At 42.9% G+C, this 14165-nt stretch carries 18 protein-coding genes; 8 read left to right on the top strand and 10 right to left on the bottom strand.

Translation table 11 applies throughout. The features are described from left to right. The first annotated feature begins 30 nt into the window (after positions 1-30). Complete coding sequence (locus NI455_RS11610) at positions 31-699, top strand: DUF6988 family protein (protein ID WP_005247214.1); 669 nt, start codon at positions 31-33, stop codon at positions 697-699. 21 nt (positions 700-720) lie between these two features. On the opposite strand, the gene NI455_RS11605 is transcribed toward NI455_RS11610, so the two are convergent. The 10 genes from NI455_RS11605 to NI455_RS11560 form a co-directional block, all read right to left on the bottom strand. Then, positions 721-1023: a cyd operon YbgE family protein gene (locus tag NI455_RS11605; RefSeq protein WP_253114274.1), complete on the bottom strand. Its 303-nt coding sequence runs from the start codon at positions 1021-1023 to the stop codon at positions 721-723. A gap of 3 nt (positions 1024-1026) precedes the next feature. Beyond that, entirely contained in the window at positions 1027-1128 is a 102-nt protein-coding gene (cydX, locus tag NI455_RS11600) for a cytochrome bd-I oxidase subunit CydX (RefSeq protein WP_191112112.1), read from the bottom strand. 25 nt (positions 1129-1153) lie between these two features. Next, on the bottom strand, positions 1154-2299 hold the full coding sequence (cydB, locus tag NI455_RS11595; RefSeq protein ID WP_004731264.1) for a cytochrome d ubiquinol oxidase subunit II: 1146 nt from the start codon (positions 2297-2299) through the stop codon (positions 1154-1156). Continuing rightward, positions 2296-3882 (bottom strand): cytochrome ubiquinol oxidase subunit I, encoded by a 1587-nt coding sequence (locus tag NI455_RS11590; RefSeq protein WP_253114273.1) that lies wholly within the window; start codon positions 3880-3882, stop codon positions 2296-2298. Before NI455_RS11590 ends, cydB begins: the two co-directional genes overlap by 4 nt. Continuing rightward, positions 3882-4073, bottom strand: coding sequence for a cytochrome oxidase putative small subunit CydP (gene cydP, locus NI455_RS11585; RefSeq protein ID WP_004645265.1), 192 nt, complete (start codon positions 4071-4073; stop codon positions 3882-3884). The genes NI455_RS11590 and cydP overlap by 1 nt, the downstream gene beginning before the upstream one ends. 436 nt (positions 4074-4509) lie before the next feature. Further along, entirely contained in the window at positions 4510-5643 is a 1134-nt protein-coding gene (locus tag NI455_RS11580; RefSeq protein WP_253114272.1) for a porin, read from the bottom strand. A gap of 344 nt (positions 5644-5987) precedes the next feature. Beyond that, positions 5988-6401, bottom strand: coding sequence for an HIT family protein (locus NI455_RS11575; RefSeq protein WP_004278705.1), 414 nt, complete (start codon positions 6399-6401; stop codon positions 5988-5990). 31 nt (positions 6402-6432) lie between these two features. Beyond that, positions 6433-6702 carry a YARHG domain-containing protein gene (locus tag NI455_RS11570; RefSeq protein ID WP_004278704.1) on the bottom strand — a complete coding sequence of 90 codons (270 nt, stop codon included), beginning with the start codon at positions 6700-6702 and terminating at the stop codon, positions 6433-6435. A gap of 86 nt (positions 6703-6788) precedes the next feature. Continuing rightward, on the bottom strand, positions 6789-7661 hold the full coding sequence (locus tag NI455_RS11565) for an NAD(P)-dependent oxidoreductase (protein WP_005106663.1): 873 nt from the start codon (positions 7659-7661) through the stop codon (positions 6789-6791). Between the two features lie 62 nt (positions 7662-7723). After that, complete coding sequence (locus NI455_RS11560; RefSeq protein WP_005252044.1) at positions 7724-8821, bottom strand: alpha/beta fold hydrolase; 1098 nt, start codon at positions 8819-8821, stop codon at positions 7724-7726. A 142-nt stretch (positions 8822-8963) separates the two neighbouring features. Here NI455_RS11560 and NI455_RS11555 point away from each other — a divergent pair, with 142 nt between their 5' ends. The 7 genes from NI455_RS11555 (at position 8964) to NI455_RS11525 (ending at position 14154) form a co-directional block, all read left to right on the top strand. Further along, positions 8964-10151 (top strand): O-succinylhomoserine sulfhydrylase, encoded by a 1188-nt coding sequence (locus NI455_RS11555; protein WP_005100072.1) that lies wholly within the window; start codon positions 8964-8966, stop codon positions 10149-10151. A 28-nt stretch (positions 10152-10179) separates the two neighbouring features. After that, complete coding sequence (locus NI455_RS11550; protein ID WP_004278699.1) at positions 10180-10509, top strand: YbaB/EbfC family nucleoid-associated protein; 330 nt, start codon at positions 10180-10182, stop codon at positions 10507-10509. A gap of 13 nt (positions 10510-10522) precedes the next feature. Continuing rightward, positions 10523-11119, top strand: coding sequence for a recombination mediator RecR (recR, locus tag NI455_RS11545; protein ID WP_005100074.1), 597 nt, complete (start codon positions 10523-10525; stop codon positions 11117-11119). Positions 11120-11297: 178 nt separating this feature from the next. Then, positions 11298-12440, top strand: a complete 1143-nt coding sequence (locus NI455_RS11540) for a ribonuclease D (protein ID WP_004278697.1) — start codon at positions 11298-11300, stop codon at positions 12438-12440. 130 nt (positions 12441-12570) lie between these two features. Continuing rightward, positions 12571-12876 (top strand): YcgL domain-containing protein, encoded by a 306-nt coding sequence (locus tag NI455_RS11535; protein ID WP_004278695.1) that lies wholly within the window; start codon positions 12571-12573, stop codon positions 12874-12876. A gap of 21 nt (positions 12877-12897) precedes the next feature. Beyond that, positions 12898-13281, top strand: a complete 384-nt coding sequence (locus NI455_RS11530) for a hypothetical protein (RefSeq protein ID WP_005106668.1) — start codon at positions 12898-12900, stop codon at positions 13279-13281. A 21-nt stretch (positions 13282-13302) separates the two neighbouring features. After that, on the top strand, positions 13303-14154 hold the full coding sequence (locus NI455_RS11525; RefSeq protein ID WP_005262763.1) for an AAA family ATPase: 852 nt from the start codon (positions 13303-13305) through the stop codon (positions 14152-14154). The last annotated feature ends 11 nt before the right edge of the window (positions 14155-14165 follow it).

Below are 14165 nucleotides of genomic sequence, written 5' to 3'. Positions count from 1 at the left end.
TCTCTATTAAGTATAAAAAGGAAGTTAAGTTTGAGTAATATTTTTCGTGAATCAGAAAAAATGTTGGTAGAGCTTGGGAGTGAATTAAATAATTCAATATTTTTGGAGGGTGGGCCTCGGCTTGAGATAGTTTATCAATGCTGTGAATTGTCGATTGAGCATGGTGTGGCTATTCTCAGTTTACTGGAAATAAAAAGAGATATATCTGCGCTTGCCTTGTTTAGAATTCAGTTTGAGGCGGTCGTTAGAGCTTACTGGTTACTTATGGTTGCCTCAAATCAAGAAATACAAAAGTTTGAATTAAATAATGCAGATGACCTTTTAAAGAATATTAAAATCCCGACAGCAGTAGAAATGATAACGAAATTAGAGAATATTGTAGAGATAGCTCATATAGTAGAGATATTTAAAGAGTTTAAATTTTACTCATTAAAACATTTGCATTCTATTGTTCATACAGGACGAAATTCATTAATTCAAAAAAGAGCAGGATTAGCTGATGAGCAAATGCTTGTGATTATTAAACAAGTAAATGGATTTATTACGATGGCTGCACAAATATTGTTAAGACATGCGGGTAAAGAAAAGTATATTCATCACATTCATGCGCAATATAGAAATTGTTTCCAGATGCAGAGTGATATAACAGTAGAACAAAAAGCAGAAATCGATAAGCGATATCAAAAAGCCCTCACTTGAGGGCTTTTTTAATTTCATACTTTAACTGAGAAACCAGGTGTAATAGCCCCAGATCATTAAAGGCCATGCTAGGAAAGGGCTAAACAACCATTTCCAGAACCAGTGGCGCGGCATAAAGCCCACACCATGGACAAAGCCTCCAGAAATACCAATCATGATATACATCATGGCACTATGGCTATATTCACCATTGGCATCCAGTATTGCGGAAGGATGAACCAATAACACGGCTGCGAGAGGAAAAGCCAGGAGGCAGGAAATCATCATCGCAAATTTGTTTGGTTTCTTGTCTACAACGGTTTTCTCAAGCGCAGCTTCTGTCATGTTTTATTCCTCATCCAGGTCTTGGTGTTGTTCTATGTAAATGGCAGCAATCACACTGGCAAAACATGCCATCAGTACACCCAGAATCCAGGCAAAATACCACATAGTTGTCTCTCCTTAAGACATAGCCTTAGTACAGGCTATGTGAATTATCTTCAATGTGTTTGTTGGTAATCACGCCCCACATCTTGTAATAACACCAAGTGGTATAGATCAGGATCAGTGGAACAAAGATACAGGCAGCAACGGTCATGACCGTTAAAGTATTTTTACTAGATACCGCATCCCACATAGTCAGACTTGCAACCGGGTTAATGCTTGAAGGCATCAGGAAAGGGAATAGGGCAAAACCAGCAGTTAGAATTGCACCGATGACAGCCAGAGATGAACCCAGGAAGCTCAGGCCTGCTTTGTTTTTACCTGCTGCCAAGACAATGATCAAGCCACCCAAAATGCCGGCAATAGGCGCTGCCATCGTGATTGGATAAGTCGAATAGTTGTTCATCCAGCCTGGATTAGCATTGGTCAATACTTCTTTTGCAAGCGGATTGGCAACACCATTGGTATCAAAAGGTGTAACCAAGGTATAGCCTTGAATACCACCAAAATACAACCATGCACCGGCTGCCAGGAAAGTTGCCAAATACACCAGACCCATGATTTGCGTTGCTTTGGCAGAACGCTGACGTAGGTCACCATCTGTGCGTAACATCAGCCATGCACCACCATGTGCACACAGCATCGATAAACTGACCAGACCACAGACAATTGCAAACGGATTCAGCAGGGCAAAGAAGCTACCTGTATAAGTAGAACGTACAGTTTCATCTAAAGTAAATGGTACACCCAGGAACATGTTGCCGAAAGCTACACCAAAGACCAATGCAGGAACTGCACCACCAATGGCTAGACCCCAGTCCCATGAATTGCGCCATTTGGTATTTTCCAGCTTTGAGCGATAGTCAAAGCCGACCGGACGCAGAAACAGGGCAAACAGGACTAGTAGCAGGGCCCAGTACATGCCGGAGAAGGCAGTTGCATAGACCATTGGCCAGGCAGCGAATAACGCACCGCCGGCAGTAATAAACCAGACCTGATTACCGTCCCAGTGCGGCGCAATGGTATTGATCGCTGCACGGCGCTCGCTATCATTTTTGCCCACAAATGGCATGATCGCCATGGAGCCCATATCGAAGCCATCGGTGAGGGCAAAGCCAATCAGCAATACGCCGACCAGCACCCACCAAATGATTTTTAATAATTCATATTCGATCATGCGGGAGTCTCCTCATTTGCCTTCTCTGCAGCTGCAAGCTTTTCAAAATGGTATTTACCGGTATGCAGTGAGCTTGGGCCAAGACGTGAGAACTTGATCATCAGATACATCTCGATAATCAGTAACACGGTATAGAATGCTGCCAATGCAAGGATTGAACCCCAGACATCACCTGTACTTAAGCTTGATGCTGAAAGATGCGTCGGTAATACCTCACCAATGGTCCAAGGTTGACGACCTACTTCTGCCACATACCAGCCAGTTTGCGCAGCAACCCAAGGCAGAGGAAGTGCAAATAATGCAAATTTCAATAACCATGGTTTGTTTTCAGCATTACGTTTTGCTACCGCAAAAGTTGCCAGTGCAAATAGAAGTAGCATCAAGAAGCCAGAAGCAACCATGGCACGGAAGGCCCAGAACAGACTTGGTACGTGTGGAATGGTATCTTTAGCAGCTGCTTTGATTTGCTCTTCAGAGGCATCAACGACATTTGGCGTGTATTTCTTCAGCAGCAGACCGTAACCGAGGTCTTTTTGGCTTTCTTCAAAAGCGGTTTTCAGTTCTGGAGACTGATCACCAGCACGTAATTTTTCCAGTTGCGAATAGGCCACCATACCATTACGGATACGCGCTTCATGCTGAACCAGCAGGTCCTTAATACCTGTAACTTGTTCAGTCGTAGAACGTGTAGCAATCAGACCCATTACATAAGGAATTTTCACTGCATAATCTGTAGTCATGGTTTCCTTATTCGGGATACCGAACAAAGTAAATGGCGCAGGTGCAGGGTGAGTATCCCATTCTGCTTCAATCGCTGCCAGTTTGGTTTTCTGTACATCGCCCAGCTCATACCCTGATTCATCACCCAGTAAAATCACTGAAAGTGTAGAAGCAAGCCCGAAGATGGCTGCAATGGCAAAAGAACGGCGTGCAAAAGGCAAGTCACGTTTTTTCAGCATGTAGTAACTTGAAATAGCCAGGACGAAGATGGCACCTGTGACATAACCGGCAGATACTGTATGCACAAATTTAACCTGAGCGACCGGGTTAAAGATCAATGCAGCAAAGTCCACCATTTCCATACGCATGGTTTCATAGTTAAATGCCGAACCGACCGGGTTTTGCATCCAGCCATTGGCGACCAGAATCCAGAGTGCGGACATGTTCGAGCCTAAAGCCACCAGCCAGGTTACTGCCAGATGTTGCACTTTGGACAGGCGATCCCAACCAAAGAAGAACAAGCCAATAAACGTCGATTCAAGGAAGAAGGCCATCAAACCTTCAATCGCCAGCGGTGCACCGAAAATATCACCGACATAATGCGAGTAATAAGCCCAGTTGGTTCCGAACTGGAACTCCATGGTCAGGCCGGTGGTTACCCCTAAGGCAAAGTTAATACCAAACAGTTTTCCCCAGAACTTGGTCATGTCTTTATAGATTTCTTTGCCGGAAATCACATAGGTGGTTTCCATAATGGCAAGCAGAAATGCCAGACCTAGCGTCAGTGGAACAAAAATAAAGTGATACATCGCGGTCATGGCGAACTGGAACCGCGAGAGATCGACCACGCTTTCAGAAATCATCAACGTGTCTCCTGGATTTGGGAAGGATTGCCGGCGATACGCTCGGCGACTTGGTTGTCAAAATTTTTAGGAATCGTAGGCGCATCAAACCAGATATTTTTAATTATCATGAGTAAAATAACCTTGATAATTAAAATGGCAGTTATTTCTCTAACCACTCTCTGGTTTAGATTTTTGGGAACTAAGCTCATTCGACTAAGCCTGTTATATGACTTGTTGTATATTATTAATCTATTGTAAATAAAAAATAAATAGACGATACAGTTTAAATAAATATATATTTATAAATGTTTGAAAATATTAAATATATATTTATATGAGTTAAAATTTATTCTAAATATTTTTTATTATTTTATGTAATTCTATCGGTTTTTAAATCCGACTAAAATGCTTATATTTATATATTTTAATGTAGATTATTTTAGTTGGATTAATATTTTTTAATCTGATTAAAATGCTTGGTTTTAAAATAAAGAATAAAATTAATCAAACTAAACTGGTTGGTTTTATGAGGGTTGAATATCAGTGTCACAATCTTTCTCACTATATTTATATTGATAAAAAACACACCAAAAAAAGAACATGCTGGAGGCATGTTCTTTTTAAGCTTTGTGAGGGAGACTGGACTTAGAAGTCGTAACGCATGCCTAGGGAAAGTCCTAGACTGTCTTCACCGCGTACGCCACCTACAGTATTGGTACGACCTTGTGCCCAAGGGGTAAGGTTTGAGTTTTCATCATTTAATACAGTTGCTATGTTGCCATAAATGCGGACTGTTGGATCTAAACGGTGCTCAAGTCCGATTGCCAGTAAAGTTGCATTCGCATCATCGGCATCGACATCGCGGTGGAATACTTCACCACGGAATGAGGTTTTTGGTGCAAATTTATATTCACCGGCTACACCAAATACTTGTGCATCTGGGTTTGCTTCAGAATTATCATGTTGAAGGAATTGGTATAAACCGCCCAGATTGAATTCAGGGGTGATTTTGTAAGCACCAGCAATACGGAAACCATCGCGTTCGCCACGACCTGCATCTTCTTCATAATGTTCATAGGCAGCAGCAAAATCAACTTTACCTTCTTTATAGGTTAAAGCGAGGTCGTATGCTTTATCATCGCGATTATCTTTATTGGTAGTAGTTGTGGTTCCCGGTACGACTACTGTTACTGGACCATTCACAGTTTCAATTACAGTAGTTTTTGGTGAAGACGTTGACACGCTATCAGGGCTATTACCTTCGTGTAAAGAAAGTGCTGCTAAAACATTAAAGCCGCCGCCAAACTTAGGTGATTTATATTCAATGGTATTGTTATTACGTTCATCAAAACGCAAGTTGCCAGCACGTGTGACGTTACGAACATCACCGACCATATCACCAAAGACGTTGACCGGGCCACGTGCTACTTTGAATGGGCTGTCAAAACGACCGATACGTGCTTGACCGAAATCACCTTTTAAACCAACAAAAGTATCACGAGTTGCAAATTCAACATCATCATTTGCAGAACCACTTGCAAAGTTAATTTCCTGTTCGATTTGACCAAATACGGTCATACCATTTTCTAGTTTTTGTTCAGCTTTAAAGCCTAGGCGTGAAGAGTTTGAAGAAAGACCTACTTCGTTATAATCCTGGCCATCATCCAGATAATCTAAAGAAACGTGTGCACGACCATACACTTTAACATCAGCAGCAGCTGCCATCACTGGTGTTAAAATTGTTGCCCCGATTGCTAATGCAGATAACGTTTTTTTCATGTGTTGCTCCAATAAAGACTTTTTTATTCATCGTCTTAAAAACAAGTTTCAGTATTGTTTTGAAACATCTACTGCTCTATTGGTGCCAAGTATTCATTACAAATAAGTCAATATGATTAAGGAAATATTTCAGAAATATTAAAGACAATCATTGTCTTATTTTTTATAGGATTACGAGTGGGGTAAGCAGGATTGATGCAAATACAGCTAAGCTCGGTGTTTGCTGCAAAACTTAAAAATAGGCTAGGTGACTTTTACTGATATTTTATTGGCTTAATCAAGAGTGAAATACATTAGACATAAAAAATGGAGCCGAGGCTCCATTTTTAGGTATTAAGAATAGCTTAAAGGGCAGCTTTAATTTTCTCAGCCAGCGCTTTAATTTTTTCCTGGTCGCCCATTTGTGCTGCATGTTTGCCCAGATTGTGCAAAGAGGTAGGAACCAGATGGAAATGTACGTGTGGTACGGTCTGACCCGCTGCGGCCCCTGATAATTGCATCAGCACGATACCGTCCACACCTAAACCTTTTTCAATAGCTTTTGCAACTTTCTGTACGATCTGAATCGTATAGGCTGCAGCTTCAGGGGGTAGATCCAGTAAAGTGATCGCCGGAGTTTTCGGAACCACGAGAGTATGACCTTCTGCCTGAGGCATGATGTCCATAAATGCAAGAACCTGGTCATCTTCATACACTTTTATCGCAGGAAGTTCACCGCGTAGAATTCGTGCAAAAATATTCTGATCATCATAAGTCATAAGTATATTCCTTGAGCGTCATTAAACTGAATTATTTACAGTTCAATTCTTTCTGACGATCTTTGATCGCGTCAAGACGTTGTTGCTCTTTTTCCGAGAATTTTGGCTTGGTTGTATAGCAATTGTCATTACCAAACTTGGCTTTTGCTTCAGGATCTTTGAAACAGAAACCTTTAGACGCATAAATCACGTCATGATCATTTTTTAATTTTTTGCACTCTTGTTCAGATGCAAGAACCGATGTTGAAGCCCCGAACAAAGTTGCAAAGCCAATCAATGCTGCAACAGAAAATTTCTTCATGAGAGTTTCCTCTGGGTTATCCACTATATGTGCCTGCCTACTAGTCACAATATGAGGTTTCGTTATCATTATTCAATGGCGAGATATTACTCGATGGTAATATTACTCCATGATTCATACATTTTCACAGCACTGGAAAAATCACTGTTTTTATCCGACAGATCGCTGGCCGCTTGAATCAGATTCTGGGTCAACGAGAGCACAGGCGCAGAAAGTTTGGCTTCACGCGCAAGGTCGATTGCAATGCCTGTATCTTTGGCCAAGAGTGGCAGGGCAAAGGTTACAGGAAAACTGCGGTTTAAAATACGCTGCGGCAAAACGGTTTCAGTCACCATACTTTTACCGCTGGAAGCATTAATACAATCCAGTGCTTCATGCAGGTTTACCCCATGCGCTTTCAGTGTAGTAAAGCCTTCTGCGACAGCACACAGGTTTACAGCCATTAACATATTATTTACGGCCTTCACTGCAAAACCCGCGCCAGATTCACCGACATGCTTGATCAGTTTGCCAAAAGCCTGCATCGCAGGAAGGGCTTTTTCATAACCCTCTGTATTACCGCCCACCATCACAGTTAACGTGCCATTTTCAGCGCCAATGGTTTGACCGCTGACCGGTGCATCCAGAAAGATTACCCCATGTTCAGCCAGTTGTACTGCCAGTTTTTGGGCAGAATCCGGTACACCACTGGTGCAGTCGACCCAGACTGAACCGGATTTAAGCGGTAAATTTTCCAGAAGTCGTTCAACGTCAGCGCTAGTTGGCAAGCATGAAAAAATCACATCTGCCTGTACGGCCTGTTCCAGTGTGACGGCTTGGGTGCCATATTCAGCAGCATGTTGCTCTGCTTTGTTAAAGCTGCGGTTCCAGACATAGACCGTATCAAACTGCTTGGGTAAATGTGCAGCCATACGAAAACCCATTGCACCTAGGCCGATAAATGCCACTGACTGAATCATGCTGTACCCTCTGAATATGTTTAAAGCTATTTAATATTTTTTTCTGGTGCGGGGAATCTACACTAAACATCAAGACGTGTAGAGCGCTGCACCAGCCAGGTCGTCATTTTGGGCCAGAATGTATTTGCCGTTTTCTGGTTCGACATTAGTCCAAGATGACCACCCGGTATAAGAGTAAACGTCTTATCTTGGCTACTTGTCAATTCCATCAAAGGCTTAGCTGACTGTTCTGTGACAATCTGATCGGTTTGACCTGCACCTACCAACAGGGAGCAGCTGATATTTTTAAGATCAACGACACGGCCATCCAAAGTGATAGAACCCTGTTTTAAAGGATTTTGCAGCCATAAATGCAGCACCATGTCCTGATTAATCCCACCTGGATAATCAATCATCTTGTTCAGGAAATTTCCCATGGTGGCATGTTCATAGACATCTTCGACATGATCCAGATTCAGCAAAAACTGCTTCTGGCTTTTGAGCCAGCCGATCGGATCGAGTAACTTGAAGCCCAAGGCATTTACAATACCCGGCGTATGAATATATTGCTTCGGGATCAATCCTTGATGAATGGCCTGTTGCAAATTCTTATTTTTAGAAATCAGTTTATTGGTCGTAGAAAAAAGTTTGCCGACACGTCCTGACGCATAACTGTCGATAGGACTGCCCACCACGATCAGATTCTTGACATGTTCAGGCGAATGCAGGGCTGTATAGAGCGTGACAAACACCCCAGCCATACTCCAGCCGTGTAAGGAAATGAACTGACTGCCTGAATGCTTGCAGATGGTTTCAATGGATTGAGGAATGGCTGCATCGATAAAAGATAAAAAATTCAGGTGACGGTGCTTAAAGTTAAAGCGTTTCCATTCCACCAGATAGACATCAAAACCGCTATGCTGAAAATGCTTGACCAGAGAGCGATAAGGATACAGATCATAGATATCCATATTAATGGCTAACGGTGCGATGAAAACCAGAGGCTCCTTATATTTTTTCTCAGGTGAAGCGTAATAACGAATCTTGCAAAACTCGGTGCCGGCAATATATTCAAAAGGGGTTTTTTGCGACAGGATCAGTGAGGAGGCATTAAACACCCGGGTGCTGAGGTGTTTCAATTTTTTTTGCTGGCGCTGAAAGTTTTGTTTTAACTGAATCATGTAAATAAAATATCCGTATCCGCGGGAGGATTGATCGAAGTCTAAGCAATAATCGCTTATTATGCCTTGACCTGAAATAGCTTAGGCGCTCAAAATGTTGGCAAATTTTTACAAAAGGCAGCCTGAGGGCTGAGGTAAAGTGATGAGCCAGCAAGACGATATTTCTTACCAATTAGAAACTTTAGCCATTCGTACCGGTCATACCCGCACTTTTGAAGGTGAGCATGGCGAACCGATTTTTCTAACATCGTCTTTTGTGTATGAAAATGCTGCAGAAGCCGCAGCTAAATTCTCAGGCCAGGAGCCGGGCAATATCTATTCTCGCTTTACCAATCCGACCGTTGCCATGTTTGAAAAGCGTCTGGCTGCACTTGAAGGTGCAGAGCGCGCCGTCGCCACCAGTTCGGGTATGGCAGCCATTATGGCAGTGATGATGGCATTCTTAAAAGCCGGCGATCATGTGATTTGTTCACGTGCAGTCTTCGGTTCTACGGTTTCCATGTTTGAAAAATATGTCGCAAAATTTGGTGTCAGTGTTGATTTCGTCGATTTGACTGATCTTGATGCATGGAAAAATGCCATCAAGCCTGAAACTAAAATTCTCTTTGTTGAGTCTCCATCGAATCCTTTAGCAGAAGTAGCTGATATACAGGGACTCGCCGATATTGCGCATGCCAATGATGCTTTATTGGCGATTGATAACAGCTTCTGTACACCGGTGTTACAACAACCAATCAAATTTGGTGCAGACCTGGTGGTGTATTCTGCGACTAAATATCTGGATGGTCAGGGCCGTGCCTTGGGTGGTGCAGTGGTAGGTAATCATAAGCTGCTGGAAGAAATCTTCGGCTATGTCCGTACCACCGGCCCGTCAATGAGCCCATTCAATGCCTGGGTTTTTCTAAAAGGCTTGGAGACACTACGTTTGCGTATGCGTGAACATTCAGCAAGTGCACAGCAATTGGCTGAATTTTTGAACCAGCATCCAAAAGTGGAAAAAGTATATTATGCGGGCTTGCCTGAACATGTCGGTCATGAACTGGCAGCCAAACAGCAGAGCGGTTTTGGCGGTATTGTGTCTTTTGAAGTCAAAGGTGGCCGTGAGGAAGCATGGACTGTCATCGACAATACCCAGTTTATCTCGATTACCGGTAATTTGGGCGATGTGAAATCGACCATTACCCATCCGGCAACCACGACACATGGTAAATTGTCGCCTGAAGCCAAAGAAGCTGCCGGTATTCGCGAAGGTTTGATTCGCGTATCTGTTGGTTTGGAAGAGATTGGTGATATTATCCAGGATATTCGTCGCGGTTTAGACCTGATTTAATTTTATAAATTTATGTTCGGAGATATTTATGAACATTAACATGTTGATGCAGCAAGCTCAGCGCATGCAGAAAGAAGTTGAAAACAACGTAAAAAAAGCCAAAGAAGAGCTTGCGCAAACTGAAGTGCATGCCGAGGCGGGTGGCGGTCTGGTGAAAGTAACCATGACTTGCCGTAACGTAGTGAAGCGTATCGAAATCAATCCTGAATTACTTCAGGATGATCCAGACATGATCGAAGACCTGATTGCAGCAGCAATGAATGATGCAGCACGTCAGGCAGAAGTGGTATCTGACGAAAGAATGAAAGCAGCGAACTCAGGTATGGGTTTACCGCCTGGTCTTGCAGGTATGTTCTAAGGAAGAATGCGCAATGTTTAGTGATCGTTTTGATCAACTCGTTCAAGCATTACGCATTTTGCCAAGCGTTGGGCCAAAATCGGCTCAACGTATGGCATTGCATATGATCATGAAAAATCGTGAGGGTGCTATTGGTCTGGCACATGCGCTGACTGAGGCAACCAATCACATTCATGAATGTTCAGTCTGTCATTCTCTGACCGAAGACGAAGTCTGCAATATTTGCAGCTCTCTGGATCGTGATGATGAACTGCTCTGTGTAGTGGAATCACCTGCAGATGTCATGGCGATTGAGCAAAGTGGTAGTTTCAGAGGTAAATATCATGTATTGGGCGGACATTTATCGCCACTGGATGGTATTGGTCCCGAAGAAATCGGTATTCCGTACTTATTGCATCGTTTGGCCAATGGTCAGGTGAAAGAAGTGATTCTGGCAACCAATGCCACGGTAGAAGGTCAGGCTACGGCGCATTATCTGGTTGAGGCCAGTAAGCATTTGCCGATCCAGATGACCCGAATTGCCCAGGGCGTACCACAAGGTGGTGAGCTGGAATATGTCGACAGTCATACCTTGAGTCAGGCAGTACATAACCGGATGCGCATGAAGTAAGCTAAGCTTAAATATCTTGTTAGTTTTAATATAAAAAAGATATTAATTAGAATATAAATCCTGATAAGTAAGCGCCATTTTTTAGGAAATAGGGCAGAATTGACGTTATTTTTTATACAAAAATTCTATAGATCAGTTAATATGGATCTATCGAGAATCTAATCTTAGACTCAGTTCTATGTTTCAATTTATTCAACATCAAAACGACTTAACTCATGTACTGAAGCTGATGGATCAGAATTCAGTTTATGGGCTGGATACCGAGTTTATCAAGGTTGATACCTTATGGCCTAAGCTGGGTGTTTTTCAGATTAACGTAGACAACAAGGTCTATTTGTTGGATGGAACCACGCTGGATCTGACTGAGTTCCTTAATAAAATTTTTAACGCACAGCAGAATATTTTTCACGCTTGTAGTGAAGATATCGACCTGATCTATCACTATACCCAGAAGAAATCGCTGAGTAATGTATTTGACACTCAGGTTGGCATGTCTTTTCTTGGGCATGGTCTGCAAGTCAGCTATCAAAATGCATTGAAGCAGATGCTGGAAGTCGATATCGAAAAAGACCAGACCCGTTCTGACTGGTTGGCGCGTCCACTCAGTTCCGAACAGTTGCTCTATGCTGCCAATGATGTGCATTATCTGGTGCAACTGTCAGAGAAAATTAAACAGGATCTGGATTCGAAAGATCTGCTGGATTTTGCCTTGCAAGATTGCCGTTTTCTGACTCAGGAAATTGGCGAAGATACCCCAACTGCCTTGTTGTATCAGGATGTCGGCAATTACCGGCATTCACGCCGTCAGCTGATGCAATTGCAGCAATTAATGGTTTGGCGTGATCAGATTGCCAAAGCACTGAATCAGCCACGCAGTTTCATTTTGAAAAATGCCAGCATGATTGATCTGGTGGAAAAATTCCCGCGCAATAATTTCCAGCTGAGTCATGTGAAAGACATTCGTTCGAATGTGGTTCGTGAGCATGGCAAAACCATTTTAGATTTACTGAAATTCCTGCCGGAGCCGGCAAACTGGCCTTTACGTCTGGCACGTCCAATTCGCCATTCTTCCAAAGATATCGGCGAAAAAATTGATTCAATTATTCAGAATGTCGTCAATGAAACCTCAATTCCGAAAGAAGTCCTGATGCGTAAGAAATGGCTGAATGCCTTGTATCAGCATGTAGTCTTTCATAAGGACGAGCAGGATCTGCCGGATTATCTACTTGGCTGGCGCTATGAGTTATTAACTCAGCCACTGATTCAGGTATTGCATCAGGATGAATCTTATCTGTCTACCCAGATGAAAGTCAGCGAGTGATTGGTTGCAGGATTGGTTAAAGAAAAAGCAATTATACAAAATCACGACTGATGCATGAGACGTGGCTAATGTTTCTGTCTTTTTTTTGATGTATCCTTGCGGTTGTTTTTCCAGAAAAGTCGTTTGAAATATGCAAGTGTCTATCTACAAATCCAGCAAAAAAAGTGAAATGTATCTGTATGTGGCGCGTCCTGCGAATGAAAGCGAAGCTGAAACATTCGAGCCTTTAAGTGTATTAACTGAAGCAGTACAGGCAGCATTTGGACGTGCGACTTTTGTCATGCATCTTGAATTAAGTGAATCACGTAAACTGGCACGTGCCAATGTCTTGCATGTTATGGATTCTATTGAAACTCGCGGTTTCTTCCTGCAAATGCCGCCAGAGGGCTTGATTGATCCAAATGCGGTCGCACCAGAAGGTTTACGCGGTGCTTAATGTTAATTCAGGAGTTGTGAAATGAATGGTTATGTGGCTGTATTAGACTCAATTCCTGAACAGAGCATTGCCGTAGCAGTTTATTTGCTCGGCAGCCTGATTGCTTTATGGTGCTGGTATGGCGTAACCAAACGTCTACCTAAACCTATGGGCGGTTTTTTGTGGATTGTGGCCTTTGCCATTCTGTTGACACCGACGGTATCTGAGGGGGCGAATGCTTCTATTGCACCTGCGATCTTCGGTCTGTTATTTGGGGTGTTGACCAAAGAGCAATCCCTGGTTTGGATTAATGCGTCACTTATTTTATTTGTCATTGGGATCGGATCTGTGATTGGCTATTGCTGGTCGACTTATGTGTCGAACAAAAGCAATATTCGTGTTCACGAGAAAAGTTCACCGCTGTAAGTAAAAAAATAAGGTTCAATCATGTCTGCTGATATTCAACAATTTTCAGGTACCGATCAGTACATCGCGACTGACAGTTTAAAACTTGCGGTGAAAGCTGCACGCAGTTTGCAAAAACCGTTGCTGGTCAAAGGGGAGCCGGGTACAGGTAAGACTTTACTGGCCGAGCAAGTTGCAGAAAGTCTGGGTTTGGAACTGATCACCTGGCACATCAAGTCTACTACCAAAGCACAGCAAGGTCTGTATGAATATGATGCAGTATCGCGCTTGCGCGATAGCCAGTTGGGTGATGACCGTGTCTATGACATCAAGAACTACATCAAGCCGGGCAAATTGTGGGAAGCATTTACCAGTGAAGAACGCTGTGTTCTGCTGATTGATGAAATTGACAAGGCAGACATCGAGTTTCCAAATGACTTGCTGCATGAACTCGATAAAATGTCGTTCTATGTGTACGAGACAGGCGAGACCATTACCGCAACTCAGCGCCCAATCGTGATCATTACCTCAAATAATGAAAAAGAATTGCCAGATGCTTTCCTGCGTCGTTGCTTCTTCCATTACATCGAATTCCCAGATGAAGCCACCATGCGTGAAATCATTGATGTGCATTTTGCCAATATCTCGACCACACTGGTGAATGAAGCCTTACAGGTTTTCTTTAAATTGCGCCAGATTCCGGGTTTAAAAAAACCACCTTCAACGTCTGAACTGATCGACTGGCTCAGTCTACTCATGGCTGACGACATGCCGGAAGATATTCTGCGCAATACTGATAAATCTAAAGCAATTCCACCTTTGTACGGTGCATTAATCAAGAATGAGCAAGATGTGCAGTTGCTCGAACGTCTAGCATTTATGTCACGTCGTTAAGGGAGAAACAC

It is taken from the genome of Acinetobacter lwoffii, assembly GCF_024129435.1.
In the GTDB taxonomy this organism is placed as follows: domain Bacteria; phylum Pseudomonadota; class Gammaproteobacteria; order Pseudomonadales; family Moraxellaceae; genus Acinetobacter; species Acinetobacter lwoffii_F.
Note: the sequence above shows the minus strand (reverse complement) of the source record. Positions and strands in the feature narration are given on the sequence as shown.

Bases quoted from the DNA above. Each gene is read 5' to 3' on its own strand.
- NI455_RS11550 (WP_004278699.1), top strand. From the start codon at position 10,180: ATGAACATTAACATGTTGATGCAGCAAGCTCAGCGCATGCAGAAAGAA.
- NI455_RS11530 (WP_005106668.1), top strand. From the start codon at position 12,898: ATGAATGGTTATGTGGCTGTATTAGACTCAATTCCTGAACAGAGCATT.
- NI455_RS11535 (WP_004278695.1), top strand. From the start codon at position 12,571: ATGCAAGTGTCTATCTACAAATCCAGCAAAAAAAGTGAAATGTATCTG.
- NI455_RS11580 (WP_253114272.1), bottom strand. From the start codon at position 5,643: ATGAAAAAAACGTTATCTGCATTAGCAATCGGGGCAACAATTTTAACA.
- NI455_RS11565 (WP_005106663.1), bottom strand. From the start codon at position 7,661: ATGATTCAGTCAGTGGCATTTATCGGCCTAGGTGCAATGGGTTTTCGT.
- NI455_RS11570 (WP_004278704.1), bottom strand. From the start codon at position 6,702: ATGAAGAAATTTTCTGTTGCAGCATTGATTGGCTTTGCAACTTTGTTC.
- NI455_RS11540 (WP_004278697.1), top strand. From the start codon at position 11,298: ATGTTTCAATTTATTCAACATCAAAACGACTTAACTCATGTACTGAAG.
- recR (WP_005100074.1), top strand. From the start codon at position 10,523: ATGTTTAGTGATCGTTTTGATCAACTCGTTCAAGCATTACGCATTTTG.
- NI455_RS11605 (WP_253114274.1), bottom strand. From the start codon at position 1,023: ATGACAGAAGCTGCGCTTGAGAAAACCGTTGTAGACAAGAAACCAAAC.
- NI455_RS11555 (WP_005100072.1), top strand. From the start codon at position 8,964: ATGAGCCAGCAAGACGATATTTCTTACCAATTAGAAACTTTAGCCATT.
- cydX (WP_191112112.1), bottom strand. From the start codon at position 1,128: ATGTGGTATTTTGCCTGGATTCTGGGTGTACTGATGGCATGTTTTGCC.
- NI455_RS11560 (WP_005252044.1), bottom strand. From the start codon at position 8,821: ATGATTCAGTTAAAACAAAACTTTCAGCGCCAGCAAAAAAAATTGAAA.
- NI455_RS11590 (WP_253114273.1), bottom strand. From the start codon at position 3,882: ATGATTTCTGAAAGCGTGGTCGATCTCTCGCGGTTCCAGTTCGCCATG.
- cydP (WP_004645265.1), bottom strand. From the start codon at position 4,073: ATGAGCTTAGTTCCCAAAAATCTAAACCAGAGAGTGGTTAGAGAAATA.
- NI455_RS11525 (WP_005262763.1), top strand. From the start codon at position 13,303: ATGTCTGCTGATATTCAACAATTTTCAGGTACCGATCAGTACATCGCG.
- cydB (WP_004731264.1), bottom strand. From the start codon at position 2,299: ATGATCGAATATGAATTATTAAAAATCATTTGGTGGGTGCTGGTCGGC.
- NI455_RS11575 (WP_004278705.1), bottom strand. From the start codon at position 6,401: ATGACTTATGATGATCAGAATATTTTTGCACGAATTCTACGCGGTGAA.